We start from the raw sequence: 18,073 nt of genomic DNA on the forward strand, positions 1-18,073 counted from the left end.
GCGGGCGCCGCCGGGGCAGCGGCGGCGGCAGGCCGCGGCGCCGCGGGGCGCGGTGCGCCCGGACGGGGTGCCGAGGCGGGCGAGGCCGCCGCGGGCTTGGGGGGCGTCGGCTTGCTCGACGACGCGGGCTTCGACGGGGCACTGGCCCCACCGAAGGCAACTTCCAACTTTCGTACGACAGGCGCCTCGATCGTCGAGGACGCCGAACGTACGAACTCACCGAGCTCTTGGAGCTTGGCCATGACGACCTTGCTCTCAACGCCCAAATCCTTGGCGAGTTCGTAAACCCGGACCTTAGCCACTTCGCTCCTTTGTAGGTCCGGGTGTTCCGCCGGACCGTCGCTACTTCATGCTCGTACTCATCGCGTACTCATCGAGTGCTCATCGCAATCTCGACCTACTTTCGAACTCGCGAGGTACCTGGTGCTCGGCCCCCGCACATGGGTGCGGCAGCTCAGTGCTCTGACATTTCTGCGACCCTCGGCAGTGCCTCTACGTACCGCTGGACTGCCGCGGTGTCGAGCGGCCCCGGCAGGCGGAACGCCCTGGGGAACGCCCGGCGGCGCAGCGCCAGGTCGAGGCACCCCGGCCTGGGGTGCAGGTGCGCTCCCCGGCCGGGCAGCGTGCCTCGGGGATCGGGGACGCAGACGCCCTCGACCGCCGTCACACGCAGCAGGTCATGTTTGGCCGCCCGCTCCCTACACCCGACGCAAGTGCGTTCCGGGCATGAAAGGTCACGCGTCCGACCAGACACGTCCAAGTCTACCCCTCTGATGGTCTTCACTCCGACCCACTTACTGCGCACTTCCGCCCGGAGGCGGCTCAGCGGTCGCGGCCCTCGGCCGAACCGGAGGGGCCGTCGCTCTCGACGTCCGGGCGGATGTCGATGCGCCAGCCGGTGAGGCGCGCGGCCAGGCGGGCGTTCTGGCCCTCCTTGCCGATCGCCAGCGACAGCTGGTAGTCCGGCACGGTCACCCGGGCGGACCGGGCGTCGTAGTCGACGATCTCCACTCGGGTCACCCGTGCGGGGGACAGCGCGTTGGCGACCATCTCGGCCGGGTCGTCCGACCAGTCCACGATGTCGATCTTCTCACCGTGCAGTTCGGCCATCACCGCGCGGACCCGGCCGCCCATCGGGCCGATGCAGGCGCCCTTGGCGTTCAGCCCGGACTTGCCGGTCCACACCGCGATCTTGCTGCGGAAGCCGGCCTCGCGGGCGATGGCGGCGATCTCCACCGAACCGTCCGCGATCTCCGGGACCTCCAGCGCGAACAGCGCGCGGACCAGGTTGGGGTGGGTCCGCGACAGCGTCACCGAGGGGCCGCGCACGCCGCGGCGCACCGCGACCACGTAGCACTTCAGCCGCAGCCCGTGCTTGTACTCCTCGCCAGGGACCTGCTCCTGGGCCGGCAGGATCGCCTCGATCTTGCCGATGTCGACCAGGACGTTCTTGGGGTCCTTGCCCTGCTGCACCACACCGGTGACGATGTCGCCCTCGCGGCCGGCGTACTCGCCGAAGGTCAGCTCCTCCTCGGCGTCGCGCAGCCGCTGCAGGATCACCTGCTTGGCGGTGCTGGCCGCGATCCGGCCGAAGCCGCTGGGGGTGTCGTCGAACTCGCGCGGGGTGCCGCCCTCGGCGACCTCGTCCGCGTCCTCCTTGGCCCAGACCGTCACATGGCCGGTCTCGCGGTCGAGCTCGACCCGGGCCTTCTGCCGCGAGCCCTCAGTGCGGTGGTACGCAATGAGGAGGGCCGACTCGATCGCCTGGACCAGCAGGTCGAACTTGATCTCCCGCTCCTGCACCAACCTGCGCAGGGCACTCATGTCGATATCCACGGCTACGCCTCCTCTTCTTCTCTTCAGTCAGTCGTGGGGTACTGCTACGCCTCGTCGGAGCCGGCTTCGTCGTCGACGTCGTCGTCCACGTCCTCGACGTCCGCGACGTCCTCGATGTCGTCGTCCAGGCCCTTGCGGTTGAACTCGATCTGCACCCGGGCCTTGGCGATGTCCGCGAACGGCAGCCTGCGCTCGGTGGCCCTGCCCCTGCCCTTGACCGGGGGGATCTCCAGCAGCACGCCGTCCTCGTCGGACTCCAGCACCCGGCCGGTGACCTCGGCGCCGGTGCCCAGCTGCGCCTTCACCAGACGGGTGCGCGCACGGCGCCAGTGGCGGGGCAGGGTGAGCAGCCGGTCCACGCCCGGGGAGCCGACCTCCAGGCGGTACTCGCCCTCCCCCAGCACGGCAGTGCCGTCGGGACCGTCCAGGGCCGCGCCGAAGGCCCGGCTCAGCTCGGCGACGGTGTCCAGGTCCACGCCGCCGTCGGCGTCCAGGACCACGTCCAGAACGCGGCGCCCGCCGACCTTGGTGAGGGTGACCTCTTCCAGATCAACGCCCGCCTCCGAGGCGAGCGGTTCCAGCAGAACCTGCAGCCGGTCGTTCAGGGTGGTGCTCATCCGGGTGACTCCTCGGCCGCGTCTGCTGTTGTCTGTAGGTCTAAAGAACAGCCCACAGCCTATCCGCTTCCGACCCGAAGTGCCGATTCGGCGACTTTGCGGGGGCGATGCCCGCCATGGCCGATCACACGGTAGCGTCCCTGCTCGTGACCACCTCTGCCCCTGGAATCCGGCGCCGCTCCCTGCTCAGCGCGGGGATCGGGACCGGAATCGCCGGTCTGCTCGTCGCCTGCGGCAGCGTCTCCGCGCAGACGTCGGCCGACGGCCGTACCGTCCGCACCGTCGAAGCGCCCGATCCGGACGTTCCGGTACGGGCCAGGGCGCTCGCGGCGACGCGGGCACTGGCGGCACGGTACGACGCGGCCATCGCCGCGTTCCCGGCGGCGGCGGGGCAGCTGCGGCCGCTGCGGCAGCAGCTGACCGCGCAGGAGTCGGCCTTCGGCGGGACGGCCGCCCCGGCCTCCGCCTCGCCGTCAACCTCGGCCTCCGCGACACCCCCTTCCACGCCGGCGACCAGCCGGAGCGCGGCGGTCGCCGCCCTGGACGCCGCCGAACGCGCCACCGCCCAGGCCAGGTTGAAGGACCTGGCGACCGCCTCCCCGGCGCTGGCCCGACAGCTGGCCTCCGCCGCGGCCGACGGGGCACAGCACTCGATGCTGCTCCGCGGCTCCGTACCGGCGGGACCGGCGGCAGCGCCGGTGACCCGCGGCGCCCTCCCGGCCGCCGCCCTCGCCGCGCTGCAGGCAGCGCTCGCCGCCGAGGACGCCGCCGTCTACGCCTACGGGGTGATCGGCGCACAGCTCGGCGGCGACCGCAGGACCCATGCCACCTCCTCCTACCAGGCGCATCGGGACCGGCGCGACGCACTGCAGCAGCGGATCGGCGCCACCGGCGCCACCCCGGCCGCAGCCGCGCCGGCCTACCGGCTGCCCTCCCCGGTCACCGACGCGGCCTCGGCGGTCCGGCTCGCCGGGTCGGTCGAGGACCGGATCTGCGCGGTCTACGCCAACGCCGTCCAGGCGACCTCGGGACCGCTGCGCCTGACCATGGCCGCCGCGCTGCGGCAGGCGGCGTTGGACACCCTGGCCTGGCGCGGCACCGGCAGTGCCTTTCCCGGCCTCTCCCATGGCTGACAATGGTCCGGTGCACCACCGCGGGGGCGAACGAACGAAGGGCCGGTATGGCAGCGACGGAGCAGCAGATCAGTATTCCGGTACGGCTCCGGCAGACCGTCACCGCCTGGGAAGGTGAGCCGGGCGTCCGCTGGCTGGAATCGCTGCCCCGGCTGACCGTGCAGTACCTGGACCGCTGGGATCTGACGCTTGAGCGGGTGTTCGAACCGGGCGGGCAGATCAGCCTGGTGCTCTACGTCCGCAGGGCCGACGGCACGCCGGCCGTGCTCAAGCTGGGTCTGCCCGCTCCGGAGACCGCCCAGGAGCACGCCGCGCTGGCGCACTGGGACGGGCGCGGCGCGGTACGGCTGCTGGAGGCGGCCCCCGCCGGCGAGGCGATGCTGCTGGAGCGGCTGCACGGAGAGGTGCCGCTGCTGTCGCTGGCCGAGAGCAAGGCGATGCTGGAGGCCGCCGGGACGCTGCAGCGGCTGTGGGTGGCGCCGCCCGCGGACCACGGGTTCACGTCGGTGGCCGACTACGTCACCGGGCTGTGCGGGACCCTGCGCAGCAGGCGTGAGCTGGCCGCCGCGGCCGACCTGCGTCCGCTGCTGGACGAGGCGCTGGAGACCGCGGCGGAACTGCTCGGCAGCGGCACCGAGGAGCTGCTGCTGCACGGCGACTTCCACCACGGCAACGTCCTCGCGGCCGACCGCTCGCCCTGGCTGGCCATCGACCCCAAGCCGCTGGTGGGCGAACGCGCATACGATCTGGCCTGGTTGGCGCAGGACCGGTTGGAGACCCTGGCCGGGGTACCGGGACCGCAGGCCGCCGCGCGGCGGAGGATCCAGCGGCTGTCCGACGCGGTCGAGGTCGACCGGGAGCGGCTGCGCGGCTGGACGCTGTTCCGGACCGTCGAGGCCGGCCTGTGGAGCCTGGAGGTCGGCGACCCCCGCAGCGCCGGGCTCTTCCTCGAATTCGCGGCGATGCTCTAGCCGCACCCGTACCACCAGACCTGTGACACCGACCGCCGAGAGGACCCCGCCCGTGGCCGGCCGAGCCCACCGCAAGCGGATCACCGACGAGGACATCGAGAAGATCGACGGCTTCAATCCGTACACCCTGCTGCCCTGGGTGCTGATGGTGCTGAGCCCGGCGCACGCGGTGATCGGCGGGAGCTACCCGCGTCCCGTCGCCGCCCTGTGCGGGCTCGGGGTGTTCGTCCTGCTCTACTGCGCGACCGTGCTGACCGCGTTCCAGCCGCGGTTCCAGAACGGCAGGGTGCCCACGGTGCTGGCACTGGTGCTGGTACCGGTCACCGGTGCGCTGGCCGGATCGCTGCCGCACGCCCTGCTGCTGTACTCGCTGCTCGCCATCGCCGGTGCGGTGGTGGTGCCGGACCGGGGCGGCCCGCTGGTGTTCATCGGCGTCCCGGCGCTGGCGGCGCTCACCGCCTACATGCGGAGCGGGCACAGCGGGGACGTGGTCGACGCCGCCTGGAGCAGCTTCCTGCCCGGCGCGATCACCTTCGTGACCCTGAAACTGCTCTCCGCGGTCGGGCAACTCCGGGAGACCCGTCAGGAGTTGGCCCGCGCCGCGGTGGCCGAGGAGCGGCTCAGGTTCAGCCGCGACCTGCACGACCTGCTGGGCCACAGCATGTCCGTGATCGCCCTCAAGGCGGAGGTGGTGCGACGGCTGGCACCGACCGACCTGGACGCGGCGCTGGCCCAGGCGGCGGACATCGAGGAGGTCAGCCGCAAGGCGCTGGCCGAGATCAGGGAGGCTGTCAGCGGCTACCGGGAGACCGGGTTGTCCGAGGAACTGGCGCGGGCCCGCTCGCTGCTGAGCGCCGGCGGGATCGAGCCGGTGCTGCACGAGTCGGGACCACCGCTGCCCGCCCAGGTGGACCTGCTGCTGGCCTGGGTGGTCCGCGAGGGCGTCACCAATGTGGTCCGGCACAGCAGGGCCAAGCGCTGCACCATCGAGGTCGAACGCGGCTCCGACCCGGTCCGGTTGAGCATCACCGACGAGGGCTCCGCAGCCGCGGCCGCGACCGCCGTCTCCTGCCCCGACGGCAACGGGTTGCAGGGGCTCAAGGAACGGATCGCGGCGGGCGGCGGACTGCTCACGGCGGAGCAGACCGAGAAGGGGTTCCGGCTGGCCGCGGTGATCCCGGCCCAGCGCTGACCGGCCGTCAGCGGCGGGCCGGGAACGGCAGCTGCGCGCCCATCACCGCGTAGGGGACGGCGGTGTTGGGGAACATCACCTGGCGGGCCAGGTCCTGGTATCCGAGCGAGCGGTAGAGCGCACGGGCCGGGGTCTCCCGGTCGATCGCCGACAGGATGGTCCGCGGCAGCCGGGTGCCGGCGCAGAGCGTGGTGATGATGCGGCGCCCGAAGCCCAGCCCCTGGTAGTCGGGGTGGACGTGCAGCTCGGTGACGGAGAAGGACTGGTCCAGCCAGAAGCCGAGGCCGTTCGCCTCCAGATGCGGCTCGATGACCGAACTCCACCAGTGCGAACGGTCGTTGGGCATGCCGTAGCCGAAGCCCACCAGCCGTCCGAGGCCCCGGGGGTCACTGCGTTCCACGGCGCCGAACGCGCGCACGCCCGGGACCAGGGCGTGCCGTCCGACGATCTGCAGCCGTACCGCGACCTCCTCGCTACCCAGGCCGAAAGCGGCGGCCTGCACCGCCAGGGCCTCCGAGGCCCGTCCCGCGAGGTCGAATGGCTCGATCGTGACGTCGTTCAGCGCCCTCGCACCGTACCTGGTCGGCCCCGGGGCGGGACCGTCTCCCGCGCCCGTGGCCGACGGAGTGTCACCGGGCGCCGGGTCGACGGCGCCCGATCAGCATGAACGCGGAGACACCGAGAAGCACCAGCGAGACCGCCAGGCCCACGAACGGGAGGGTGGAGCGGGAGGCCCCGGTCTCCGCGAGCATGCCGCCGGCAGCGGAGCCGCTCGGTCTGGGCGCGGTGGTGTGCATGATGGGTGCGGCCGCGGTGCGGCTCGCGACCGTGGGCGGGATCGTGGTGGTCACCGGCGCGGCGGCGGTGGTCATCGGCGCCGCCGAGGCGCTCGTCGGGGCGGCCGAGGCCGACACCGGCGCAGCCGTGCTGCTCGCCGACGCGGCGCTGGTGGCGCTGGCCGAGGCCGAGGCGGGCACCGGGCTGGGGGCCGTGTCGTGCACCTGGACGACCGGGGGCGGCGACGAGGAGACCGGCAGGCCGATCGCCTGGACCGACCCCGAGGAGGGCGACCCGGAGGCCGCCGGCGCACCGGGGCCGCCGGCCACCGCGGTGGACGCCGAGGCCGACGCCGAAGCGGAGGCGGAGGCGGACGACGACACCGGCACCGAGGGGGAGGCTGAGGTGCTCATCACGGGGCTGCTGGACGAGGCACTCGCCGAGCCACTGGGCACGGTGCTCGCCGAGGCCGAGGCCGAGCCGGAAGCCGAAGCGGAGGCCGACGGGGAAGCCGACGCCGAAGCCGAGGCCTGTGGGCAGTTGAGGTTGGTGAGCGATGCGGCGAGCCGCGTGGTCAGGAAGTCGAACAGGTTCTGGTCCGGCTCGGGCGACACCGCCTTGGCGAAGAAGGCCTGGTCGGCGTTGATCCGCTGGCGGCCGGTGGTGGCCAGGCTGGTGCAGTAGGCCATCGGGTCACCGGTGTCCCTGCGGCTCAGCGCGGGCATGTCGACGCCGGCACGGTAGAGGTTGGTCTTGGCCCGGCTGGTCGCGCCGTCCACCTGGGCCATCGGGTCGTTCACCGGGACCAGGGCGATCGGGGCCCGCTGGAACGCGGCCGCCTGGATCTCGTCCAGGCCCAGTGAGGTGACGCTGTGGCCGGGGTCGGCGAGGTCCGGTGCCGTGTAGGGGGTGCAGTTCAGCGCCGGGTCGACGAAGGACACCAGCAGCAGGTTGTCGCTGCCGTTGGCGAGCGAGAGGGCCCCGGGCAGTGCGGCGACGGTGGCGGCGGTCTTCTGCGCCATCGTGCCGGCGGCGGTGGCCAGGTAGTCCGTGGTGACGTTGTCGCTCTGGTCCTGGTCGATCAGGCCGAAGTCACGGGTGCTCATGCACGGCTTGCCGTCGCTGCCGGTGCCCAGCGGGGGAACCTTGAGCTTCCCGGACCGCTCCGCGCGGTTCGCGGCGGAGAAGAAGGCCGGCGCGTTGCAGTAGGCGAACTGCGTGAACAGCGAGCCGTTCAGCCCGTTCACGCAGTTGCCGGCCCGGAGGCTGCCCTGGCTGCTGCGCAGCGTCAGGGTGTCGGCGTTGAAGCCGAACCAGATGCCGACCACGGCATGGGCGGGGAGCTTGGGCACGACCGGGGCGACGGCGGCCTTGGTCCCCCGGTCGATCACCAGCGGGTCGTAGACGGAGAGCGCCCCGGTCGCCGGGTCCACCACGGTGGCCTGGACGAAGGCCGACTGGTCGGTGTTGGCCTCGTGGCAGGGGCCCTGGGCCGGATCCGTGGCCGAGAGCTGGTACGGGGTGGCCAGGCCCCTGGCGCTCAGGGGGTTGGCCGGGACGGTGAGGGTGCAGTTGGTGTTGGGGGTGGCCGGCGGGGCGGCGGCGGGGGTACCGCCGGTGGTGGCGCCGAAGGCACTGCCGAGCAGGGTGGCCAGGCCGAGGATTCCGGCGAGCACGCCGATCAGCGTGGCCCGCCTGGTGCGTCCGCGGGGTGGTCGCCGTCGGTGCGGAGGTGAAGCAGGTGATGCTGCGTCATTCAGGTGCATGCGCAGTCCTCTGTCAGAGGGCACCTTGGAAGGGGTGACATCCGGAGGGCTCGCGCCCGTCCTGGGGGAAGGGATGTCACTCAAGGTGATGACGGCGCGAGTGTATGCACGGCGCGCATCCGTACGAGGCAGTTCCCGGAACACCTGTCACAGCTACCACTCAGGTGCTCAGCAGCGGCCACCCATCAGAACAAAACGCTCATGAACGTGCCTACTTCGGAGAATCCCACGCGTCGGTAGGCAGCCCGGGCGACGGTGTTGAAGTCATTCACGTAGAGGCTCACCACCGGGGCGACCTCCCGCAGCGCATGCTCCACCACGGCGGCCATCCCGCTCTCGGAATGGCCCCGGCCGCGATGGCCCGGGGCGACCCAGACCCCCTGGATCTGGCAGGCCTGAGGGGTCGCCGCCCCGATCTCGGCCTTGAAGACGACCTTGCCGGCCTCGAAGCGGGCGAAGGCACGTCCGGTGCTCACCAGTTCGGCGATCCGGGCCCGGTAGAGCAGGCCGCCGTCCCCCGCGAGCGGGGAGACCCCGACCTCCTCGGTGAACATGGCCACGCAGGCGGGGATGAGCAGGTCCATCTCGTCCCGGCGGACCCGGCGCACCCGGGGGTCGGGGGCGATCTCGGCGGACGGCTCCCAGGTGGCCATCAGCGGCTGGTTGGGGCGCACCTCGCGGGCCGGCCCCCAGGCGGGCTCCAGCAGCGACCACAGCCGTGCGGTGGCCTCGGCCGGACCCACGATGGACGAGCAGCGGCGGCCCTGCCGCCGGGCGCGCTCGGCGAAGGCCGCCACGGCCTCCGGTCCGGCGCTCAGCGGCACCAGATTGGCGCCCGCGTAGCAGAGCGCCTCCAGACGGCCGCCCTCGTACCAGCCCCACATCTCACCGCCGAGCCGCCAGGCGTCGAGTCCGGCGACGGCGACACGGGCGGCGACGAAGGCGTTGGCGATCGGGTCGCGTTCCAGTACTTCGAGGGCAGCCGGGAGGTCACCGGGTTCCAGGACCCGCGTCGTCATCACCGAACCGCTCAGCACGGAGGCACCCTATCCCCTCACCACGCCCGGAGAGGAGAGCAGGGAGGGGCTATCCGTCCCACACTGTTCTCCGCTCCGCCGTCATGCGTTCCGCGGCCGGCCGACTACTCGCTGACCGAGACGGTGGGCTCGCCGGAGGTGACGCCCTCGTCCTGCATCTGCTCGGCAAGCTTCAGGGCCTCCTCGATCAGCGTCTCCACGATCTTCGACTCCGGCACGGTCTTGATCACCTCGCCCTTGACGAAGATCTGCCCCTTGCCGTTGCCCGAAGCCACACCCAGGTCCGCCTCCCGCGCCTCGCCCGGGCCGTTCACCACACAGCCCATCACGGCGACACGGAGCGGCACCTCCATGCCCTCCAGGCCCGCGGTGACCTCCTCCGCCAGCTTGTAGACGTCCACCTGGGCCCGGCCGCAGGACGGGCAGGACACAATCTCCAGGCCGCGCTGACGCAGGTTCAGCGACTCCAGGATCTGGTTGCCGACCTTGATCTCCTCCGCCGGCGGCGCCGACAGCGACACCCGGATGGTGTCCCCGATCCCCTCGCTCAGCAGCGCACCGAACGCCACCGCCGACTTGATCGTGCCCTGGAACGCCGGACCGGCCTCGGTCACCCCCAGATGCAACGGGTAGTCGCACTGCTGGGCCAGCAGCCGGTAGGCGGCGATCATGACGACCGGGTCGTTGTGCTTCACCGAGATCTTGATGTCGCGGAAGCCGTGCTCCTCGAACAGCGAGCACTCCCACAGCGCCGACTCCACCAGCGCCTCCGGCGTGGCCTTGCCGTACTTCTCCAGCAGCCGCCGGTCCAACGACCCCGCGTTGACCCCGATCCGGATCGGCACCCCCGCCTCCGACGCCGCCTTCGCGATCTCCTTGACCTTGTCGTCGAACTGCCGGATGTTGCCCGGGTTCACCCGCACCGCCGCACACCCCGCGTCGATCGCCGCGAACACGTACTTCGGCTGGAAGTGGATGTCCGCGATCACCGGGATCTGCGACTTGCGCGCAATGGTCGCCAACGCATCCGCATCATCCTGCGACGGACACGCCACCCGCACGATCTGACACCCCGACGCCGTCAGCTCCGCGATCTGCTGCAACGTCGCATTGACATCCGAGGTCAGCGTCGTGGTCATCGACTGCACCGACACCGGCGCGTCACCACCGACCGCCACGCTCCCCACCATGATCTGACGACTCTTGCGCCGCACGGCAAGCGGCTTGAGCGGCGTGGACGGCATTCCGAGCGAGATCGCGGTCATCTCTGGCTAAGTCCCCAAGGTGAGGTGGCGGCCCGACCGGAACTCCCGGTGGTCCAGGAGGCTGGAGCTGCTCCCAGCTCTCCCGGACCAACCGTACGCCACAGTGCCGACCTGCCTCACATCCCGATCGGCGCCGCAACCTGAGGTTCTCCCGGAGTTTCCACGGCGTCAGCCGATCTGTACCGGATTCACCACGTCGGCGATCATCACCAGCACGGTGAAGCACAGGAAGACCCCGGCCACCACGTACGCCACCGGCATCAGCTTGGCGACGTCGAAGTGGCCCGGGTCCGGACGGCGGAACAGCCGGGCCATCCGGCGGCGGAAGGACTCCCACAGGGCGCCGGCGATGTGGCCACCGTCCAGCGGGAGCAGCGGCAGCATGTTGAGCAGGAAGAGCGAGAGGTTCAGCCCGGCCAGCAGCTGCACCTCGAAGGCGAACCGGTCGATCAGCGGCGCCTTCATCGCGAACGCCTCACCGCCCACCCGGGCCACGCCGACGACCCCGACCGGGGAGTCGGTGGCACGGGGGGCGCCGTCGAAGGCGGAGTCCCAGAGCGCGGGGATCTTGGACGGCAGGGCCAGCACGGAGTGCACCCCGGTCTTGGCCATGTCGTACATCTGGCTCATGCTGTCGCCGAAGCTCAGCGGGACCGTGGTGGTCACCGGGGAGAGCCCGACGAAGCCGGCCTTGGTGGTCTTGCTGGTCGGGTTCCCGTTGGCGTCGTCGACGTAGACGGTGTTCTCGACCGGGGTGACCTTCAGCGTGTACTGGGTGCCATTGCGCTCGACGACCACCGGGATCGTGACACCGGGAGCGGACTTGCGGATGTCGCTCTGCAGCTGGTCGTAGCTGCTGATCGCGTCGCCGTTGTAGGAGACGACCTTGTCACCCGGCTTGATCCCGGCCGCGGCGGCCGGCGACGCCTTGGCCCCGGTCGGGCAGGTGTCGGTGGTGGCGCTGCCCTGGGCCAGGACGCAGGCGCTGACGTAGCTCACCGTCGGCACGGCCTTGGCCATCCCGAAGCCCATGAACAGCGCCAGGAACAGCCCGAAGGCCAGGACCAGGTTCATGAACGGCCCGGCGAACATCACGATGACCTTCTGCCAGGGCTTCCTGGTGTAGAAGAGCCTGGTCTCGTCCCCGGGCAGGATCTCCTCGTAGGACTGCTCGCGGGCGTCCTCGATCATGCTCCGCCAGGGAGAGGTGCTGCGGGCGGTGACCTTGCCGTCCTTGCCCGGAGGGAACATCCCGATCATGCGGATGTAGCCGCCGAGCGGGATCGCCTTGATGCCGTACTCGGTGTCGCCCTTCTTGCGGGACCAGATGGTCGGGCCGAAGCCGACCATGTACTGCGGCACCCGGATCTTGAAGACCTTGGCCCAGGTGAGGTGCCCCAGCTCGTGCCAGGCGATCGAGACCAGCAGGCCGAACGCGAAGATGGCGATGCCGAGGATGGTCATGAGTGCCGTCATCGGCCACCTGCCTTCTTGATGTGGTCCTGTGCGGTGCCGCGGGCCCAGGTCTCCGCAGCCAGGACGTCCGCGAGGGTCAGCGCGGTTCCCGGACTCGGCCGACCGTGCTCGGCGACCACCTTCGCCACCGTATCCACGATGCCTGTGAACGGCAGCCGACCGTCGAGGAAGGCGTCGACGCACTCCTCGTTGGCGGCGTTGAACACCGCCGGGGCGGTCCCGCCCAGCGCGCCGACGTGCCTGGCCAGCCCGACGGACGGGAAGGCCTCGGTGTCCAGCGGGAAGAACGTCCAGGTGGCGGCCTTGGTCCAGTCGCATCCCGGCGCGGCGTCGGGGACCCGGTCCGGCCAGCCGAGGCCCAGCGAGATCGGCATCCGCATGTCCGGGGGGCTGGCCTGGGCCAGCGTGGAACCGTCGGTGAACTCCACCATCGAGTGAATGACCGACTGCGGGTGGACCACGACCTCGATCTGCTCGAACGGGATGTCGTAGAGCAGATGGGCCTCGATCACCTCCAGGCCCTTGTTGACCAGGGTGGCCGAGTTCACGGTGATCACCGGGCCCATGTCCCAGTTGGGGTGGTTGAGCGCCTGCTCCCGGGTGACCCCGGCCAGCTGCTCGCGGCTCCAGCCCCGGAACGGGCCGCCGCTGGCGGTGACCACCAGCTTGCGGACCTCGCGCCGGGCCCCGCCCATCAGCCCCTGGAACAGCGCCGTGTGCTCGGAGTCCACCGGGACGATCTGGCCGGGCTTGGCGACCGCCTTGACCAGCGGACCGCCGACGATCAGCGACTCCTTGTTGGCCAGCACCAGCACCCGGCCGGCCTCCAGCGCGGCCAGGGTCGGGGCGAGGCCGATGGACCCGGTGATGCCGTTGAGCACCGAATGGCACTCGGTCCCGGCCAACTCGGTCGCGGCGTCGGGCCCGGTCAGGATCTCCGGGAGTTCCTGACCGGGCTCCGCCCCGGCCGCCAGCGCCGCGCGCAGCTCCGGCTCCGCCTCGGCCCGCGCCAGCGCGACCTTCCGTACCCCGAGCCGCAGCGCCTGCTCTGCGAGCAGGCCGACCCGGCCGCCCGCGGCGGACAGGCCGACCACCCGGAAGCGGTCGGGGTTGCGCAGCACCACGTCGATGGCCTGGGTCCCGATGGAGCCGGTGGATCCGAGGATCACCAGCTCCCGGGGGCCTTCGGGGTCGGCGACGACGGGGACGAAGCGCAGGTGCGGATCGGCGAGAGAGTCCATGCCGACCATTGTGGACTGCCGGGCCGACAGCGGAGCGTCAGGTCCCGTTCGGATGCTCCTTACTCCATCCGTCGGGGAGCGACCCCCCGATCCCCCACGAGCGGTCAGGTCCCGTTCGGATGGTCCTTGAACCAGGTGAGGAACGAGCCGGTGGGGCTGCCGAGGCCGGTGACGTCGTCGTAGCCCTTGGCGGTCTTCAGCGAGGAGTCCTTGTTCAGCGCGACCAGCAGCAGCGTCCCACTGTCGTTCTGGGCGAGGAAGCTGGGCTCGTGGCCGTCCACCGGGTTCGGCACCACGTCGTGGAACTGCGAGGTCCCGTTGAGGTGGTAGAGCACCGGGTTGGCGAAGCCGAGCGGACTGCCCGAGCTCTGCACCGCCAGCGCCTCCATCGCGGAGAACAGCGGGGAGGCCAGGCTGGTGCCGCCGACCGCCTCCTCGCTGTACTTGCCGCCAGTCATGGTGAAGTTCACCCCGCCGTCGGCCGCGGTGGTGGCGGTGACCTTGCCGGTGGTCTGGCCGACGGTCAGACCGGTCAGCGGGTCGGCCAGCATCGAGACGTCGGGCTCCTCGCGGTTGACCTTGCCGGTGGCCGCGGTGGCCAGGCTGTCCGGCACCACGCCCTTCTGGTAGGACGGCTGCGAGAAGTAGACGGAGTTGCCGCCACCGCCGCCGCCCTGGAACTTGCCGGCCGAGGTGTCCCAGCTGCTCCCGCTCTGCGGGTAGGCCACGTCGCCCCAGCCGGTCTCCCACTCGTACTGGCCCTGTGCTCCTATCCCCAGCGAGGTGCCGCCGACCCCGGTGACGAAGGGGTCGCCGGAGGGGTACGAGGCGGTCGGGCTGCTGGTGGCGTTGGAGGCCTGGGTGTAGTCGCCGTCGTCGCCGGTGGAGAAGTTGAAGGTGATGCCCTCGGCGGCCGCCTGCTGGAAGATCTGCTCACCGGCCTGGATGTCGTTGGTGTCACCGGTGCCCTCGGGGCTGCCCCAGGAGTTGGTGACGATGTCCGCGGTCCGGCCGCTGACGATCTGCTGGAAGGCGTTGAAGAACTCCGCGTCGTCGGGCTTGCGGGCGGCGTAGTAGACGATCTTGGCATCGGGGGCGACGGCGTGCACCGCCTCGATGTCCAGGGTCTCCTCGCCCCACCAGCCGGAAGCCAGGTCCGCGGTGCTGGCCGCGTCGTAGGAGGCCGGCACGACCTGTTTGAACTGGTCCGAGCCGAGCTGCGGCAGGCCGTTCTCGGAGGACCAGCGGTTGACGTCCTGGACGATCGTCGGCGAGGCGTAGGCGTCGACGACCGCGATGGTGACGCCCTTGCCGGTGAGGTTGCTGCCGGTGATGCCGTAGGCGCTGCGCAGCTGGGAGACCGTGTAGCCGCACAGCAGCTGGGTGGGCTTGCTGCCGTCCGGTGCGACCGTGTCGGCTCCGGTGGCCACCCGCTGGCCGTAGTAGCTGCTGCAGTTGGCGCTGCTGCCGGCCGCGGTGCGCAGCTTCGGCGCGTCGACCGGGCTGGAGGTGGTGAGACCGGTGACGCTGGACACGTAGTCACCGACGTTGGACGGGTACTTCGGCTGCCCGGTCGGGGCCAGGTCGGTCCGTCCGGCGTGCTTGAAGCGGTCGATCTTGATGCTGAGGGTCTTCTCCACCTCGGCGATGGTGGTGGAGACGTTGATCGACTGGGCGGTCTGCGACAGCACCTTCATACCGGCCTGCTGGACCCACTGGGTGACCGCCTGGCTGGCGTCGGCGTGGTTGGCGAAGGTCGAGTTGAAGTCCGAGGGCGAGAGGAACTTGTGGTACTTGGAGTTCCCCGGGGTGCCGACCTCGGTGGCGTAGGTGGCGAGGTTCTCCGGGCTGGACTTGGCGAACCAGACGGTACCGGTGACCACGGTGTTCGGGTCGGCGTGGCCGATGTCATTGGCCGGCACCGCCCACTTCGGCGGCACCCAGGAGGTGCCGTCGGCGGAGGTCCCGTCGGCGCTGGAGCCGCCACTGTTCTTGTTGCTCTTGCTGCCGTTGGAGGCCACCACGGCGCTCACCCCGGCGACCAGGACCAGGGCGGTGATCGAGGCGATCAGCACGCCCTTCCGGGACCGGCGCGGACCGCCCCCGCCGCCACCACTGCCGCCGACGGGCCCGGAGGGGCCGCCCGGTCCTCCCGGGCCGCCGGGGCCACCGCCGTAGGGCGGCTGCTGGGGCGGCAGCGGAGGCTGCGGAGGCTGGCCGTACGGGTTCTGTGGAGGCTGCTGACCGTAGGGGTTCGGCGGCTGCTGCGGCTGGCCGTAGGGGTTCTGTGGCTGCGGCTGCTGCGGAGGCTGCGGGCGCCCATAGGGATTCGGCTGCTGCGGCGGTTGTTGCGGCCGGCCGTACGGGTTGGGGGGTTGCTGCGGCGGTGGCGGTTGCTGCGGCCTGCCGTAGGGGTTCGGGTTGGGCTGCGGCGGCTGCTGCGGTGGCGGGGGCTGCCGACCGTACGGGTTCTGCGGCTGCTGCGGACGCCCGTAGGGGTTCTGCGGCTGCTGAGGGTTCTGCGGATTCTGCCCGTAGGGCGGGTAGCTCACCTGAGGGACCTGTCTGCTCGGAGATGTGTCTGCCGGGAGCCGCCCATTTCCGCCAGATCCGCTGACGCGGCCTCAGACGCGGCGTACGGGCCCCCGGTGTCATGTCTCCATCCGTCGTACGCCTGCGCGCATCGTACCGAGGCGGGGCGACCCCCAAAACCGCCAGGGTCGCCCCGCCCTGATGACGCTTCAGCGGACCGTCCGGTGCACATTGTCCCGCTGCGAGGGGCCTGGGGTGGAGTCGGCGATCCAGGGTCCCTCGCCCGAGGGATCGAGGATTCCCTGCTCCAGCCAGGTGTAGCGGCCGACGACCACCTGGCGGGCGACCTTCCGGTCCAGGCCGTCGGTGTTGGTCCACAGCCGGGCGAACAACTCGTCGACCCGGATCCGGGACTGACGGCAGAACAGCTCGGCGAGCTCGTACGCCGCCCGCCCCTGCTCCGCGTCACCCGCCGCACCGGCCGTCGTACGCAGCATCTCCGCCCGGACGCACACCGCGCTCATCGCGAAGAGTTCGGCACCGATGTCGACGATCCGCCCGAGGAAGCCCTGCTTGGTCTCCATCCGGCCCTGCCAGCGGGACATCGCGTAGAAGGTGGAGCGCGCCAGCTTGCGCGCGGAGCGCTCGACGAAGCGCAACTGCCCGGAGAGGTCCGGATATCCCCCTTCCGGGTGGAACTCCCGGTAGGAGGTCGGCAGCTGGCCGGGGCCGGCGGCCAGCTTGGGCAGCCAGCCGGCGTAGAAGGCACCGGCCCTGGCCGCAGCGCGGCCCTTGCGTCTGAGGTCGGCCTCCGGCTCGATCAGATCGCCGGCGACCTTGAGGTGGGCGTCCACCGCCTCCCTGGCGATCAGCAGGTGCATGATCTCGCTGGACCCCTCGAAGATCCGGTTGATCCGCATGTCCCGCAGCACCTGCTCGGCCGGGACCGCCCGCTCACCGCGCGCGGCCAGCGACTCGGCCGTCTCGTAGCCGCGTCCGCCGCGGATCTGCACCAGCTCGTCGGCGATCCGCCAGCCCATCTCGGAGCCGTAGAGCTTGGCCAGCGCGGCCTCGATCCTGATGTCGTTGCGGTCCTCGTCCGCCATCTGGCTGGACAGGTCCAGCACCGCCTCCAGGGCAAAGGCGGTCGCCGCGATGAAGGAGATCTTCCCGGCGACGGCCTCGTGCTCGGCGATGGGCTTGCCCCACTGCTCGCGGGCCGCGGACCACTCGCGGGCGATCTTCAGACACCACTTGCCGGTACCCGCGCACATCGCCGGCAGCGAGAGCCGCCCGGTGTTCAGCGTGGTGAGCGCGATCTTCAGGCCGGCGCCCTCGGGACCGATCCGGTTCTCGGCGGGCACCCGCACCTGGTGGAAGCGGGTGACCCCGTTCTCCAGGCCGCGCAGGCCCATGAAGGCGTTGCGGTTCTCGACCGTGATGCCCGGTGAGCCGGCCTCGACCACGAAGGCGGTGATCCCGCCCTTGTGCCCCTCGCTCCTGGGCACCCGGGCCATGACCACCAGCAGGTCGGCGACCACTCCGTTGGTGGTCCACAGCTTCACGCCGTCCAGGACGTAGGACCCGCCGTCCTCGCTGGGGACCGCCGCCGTCGCCAGCCGGGCCGGGTCGCTGCCCACGTCCGGCTCGGTGAGCAGGAAGGCGGTGATGTCGGTGCGGGCGCAGCGCGGCAGGAAGCGCTGCTTCTGCTCCGCGGTGCCGAACTGCTTCAGCGGTTGCGGCACGCCGATGGACTGGTGCGCGGAGACCAGCGCGCTGATGGCCGGGCTGACGCTGCCGAGCAGCACCAGGGCGCGGTTGTAGTACACCTGGGTGAGGCCGAGACCGTCGTACTCGGTGTCGATCTTCATCCCGAAGACCCCGAGCTCCTGCAGGCCCCGGATCACCTCGTCCGGGATGGTCGCCTCGCGCTCGATCAGCGCGCCGTCGATCTTCGTCTCGCAGAAGGCGCTCAGCCTGGCCAGGAACGCCTCACCCACCCGCACCGACTCCTCGTCGGGGAGCGGGTGCGGGTGGATGAGGTCCAGCCGGAAGCGGCCGAGGAACAGCTCCTTGGCGAAGCTGGGCTTGCGCCAGTCCTGCTCGCGCGCCTCCTCGGCGACGCGCCGCGCCTCGCGCTCGGTGACCTTGGGGACCTCGGGTGTGGACATCGCGTACCACCTCGCAGCGGGTTACCGGCCAGTGCTACCAGACCGTACGCTGCGTCACC

Annotated in this window: 15 protein-coding genes; 3 read left to right on the forward strand and 12 right to left on the reverse strand. The window is 71.3% G+C overall.

From position 1 onward, the window contains the following. From ABUW04_RS39560 to rimP, 4 genes are all read right to left on the reverse strand, one after another. Positions 1–302: translation initiation factor IF-2 N-terminal domain-containing protein (locus ABUW04_RS39560; RefSeq protein WP_380569163.1), on the reverse strand; the 302-nt coding region annotated here is incomplete at its 3' end. A gap of 152 nt (positions 303–454) precedes the next feature. Next, entirely contained in the window at positions 455–754 is a 300-nt protein-coding gene (locus ABUW04_RS39565) for a YlxR family protein (RefSeq protein ID WP_084715462.1), read from the reverse strand. A 68-nt stretch (positions 755–822) separates the two neighbouring features. After that, positions 823–1,836 carry a transcription termination factor NusA gene (gene nusA, locus ABUW04_RS39570; RefSeq protein ID WP_030265637.1) on the reverse strand — a complete coding sequence of 338 codons (1,014 nt, stop codon included), beginning with the start codon at positions 1,834–1,836 and terminating at the stop codon, positions 823–825. 44 nt (positions 1,837–1,880) lie between these two features. Continuing rightward, complete coding sequence (gene rimP / locus ABUW04_RS39575) at positions 1,881–2,453, reverse strand: ribosome maturation factor RimP (protein WP_380569165.1); 573 nt, start codon at positions 2,451–2,453, stop codon at positions 1,881–1,883. A 146-nt stretch (positions 2,454–2,599) separates the two neighbouring features. Here rimP and ABUW04_RS39580 point away from each other — a divergent pair, with 146 nt between their 5' ends. The 3 genes from ABUW04_RS39580 to ABUW04_RS39590 are packed head-to-tail and all read left to right on the forward strand — an operon-like array spanning position 2,600 to position 5,749. Beyond that, positions 2,600–3,586 carry a ferritin-like domain-containing protein gene (locus tag ABUW04_RS39580; RefSeq protein WP_380569167.1) on the forward strand — a complete coding sequence of 329 codons (987 nt, stop codon included), beginning with the start codon at positions 2,600–2,602 and terminating at the stop codon, positions 3,584–3,586. A gap of 47 nt (positions 3,587–3,633) precedes the next feature. After that, entirely contained in the window at positions 3,634–4,557 is a 924-nt protein-coding gene (locus tag ABUW04_RS39585) for an aminoglycoside phosphotransferase family protein (RefSeq protein WP_380569169.1), read from the forward strand. A gap of 52 nt (positions 4,558–4,609) precedes the next feature. Beyond that, complete coding sequence (locus ABUW04_RS39590; RefSeq protein WP_380569171.1) at positions 4,610–5,749, forward strand: sensor histidine kinase; 1,140 nt, start codon at positions 4,610–4,612, stop codon at positions 5,747–5,749. Positions 5,750–5,756: 7 nt separating this feature from the next. Here ABUW04_RS39590 and ABUW04_RS39595 read toward each other — a convergent pair whose 3' ends face one another. The 8 genes from ABUW04_RS39595 to ABUW04_RS39630 all read right to left on the reverse strand — a co-directional run bounded on the left by ABUW04_RS39595 (position 5,757) and on the right by ABUW04_RS39630 (position 18,014). Beyond that, positions 5,757–6,311 (reverse strand): GNAT family N-acetyltransferase, encoded by a 555-nt coding sequence (locus ABUW04_RS39595; protein ID WP_380569196.1) that lies wholly within the window; start codon positions 6,309–6,311, stop codon positions 5,757–5,759. Positions 6,312–6,378: 67 nt separating this feature from the next. Continuing rightward, the gene (locus tag ABUW04_RS39600) at positions 6,379–8,202 is read right to left on the reverse strand and encodes a hypothetical protein (protein WP_380569174.1); all 1,824 of its coding nucleotides are present in this window, start codon (positions 8,200–8,202) and stop codon (positions 6,379–6,381) included. Between the two features lie 275 nt (positions 8,203–8,477). Next, entirely contained in the window at positions 8,478–9,311 is an 834-nt protein-coding gene (locus ABUW04_RS39605; RefSeq protein WP_380569176.1) for a GNAT family N-acetyltransferase, read from the reverse strand. A gap of 122 nt (positions 9,312–9,433) precedes the next feature. Next, positions 9,434–10,594: a flavodoxin-dependent (E)-4-hydroxy-3-methylbut-2-enyl-diphosphate synthase gene (gene ispG / locus ABUW04_RS39610; protein ID WP_380569179.1), complete on the reverse strand. Its 1,161-nt coding sequence runs from the start codon at positions 10,592–10,594 to the stop codon at positions 9,434–9,436. Between the two features lie 168 nt (positions 10,595–10,762). After that, on the reverse strand, positions 10,763–12,070 hold the full coding sequence (locus tag ABUW04_RS39615) for a M50 family metallopeptidase (protein ID WP_380569181.1): 1,308 nt from the start codon (positions 12,068–12,070) through the stop codon (positions 10,763–10,765). Continuing rightward, entirely contained in the window at positions 12,067–13,311 is a 1,245-nt protein-coding gene (dxr, locus tag ABUW04_RS39620; RefSeq protein WP_030267303.1) for a 1-deoxy-D-xylulose-5-phosphate reductoisomerase, read from the reverse strand. The genes ABUW04_RS39615 and dxr overlap by 4 nt, the downstream gene beginning before the upstream one ends. Before the next feature lie 104 nt (positions 13,312–13,415). After that, the gene (locus tag ABUW04_RS39625; RefSeq protein ID WP_380569184.1) at positions 13,416–15,863 is read right to left on the reverse strand and encodes a S53 family peptidase; all 2,448 of its coding nucleotides are present in this window, start codon (positions 15,861–15,863) and stop codon (positions 13,416–13,418) included. 189 nt (positions 15,864–16,052) lie between these two features. Beyond that, positions 16,053–18,014 carry an acyl-CoA dehydrogenase family protein gene (locus ABUW04_RS39630; RefSeq protein ID WP_380569186.1) on the reverse strand — a complete coding sequence of 654 codons (1,962 nt, stop codon included), beginning with the start codon at positions 18,012–18,014 and terminating at the stop codon, positions 16,053–16,055. Between the last annotated feature and the right edge of the window lie 59 nt (positions 18,015–18,073).

This window comes from Streptacidiphilus jeojiensis (genome assembly GCF_042510965.1).
Classification (GTDB): domain Bacteria; phylum Actinomycetota; class Actinomycetes; order Streptomycetales; family Streptomycetaceae; genus Streptacidiphilus; species Streptacidiphilus jeojiensis.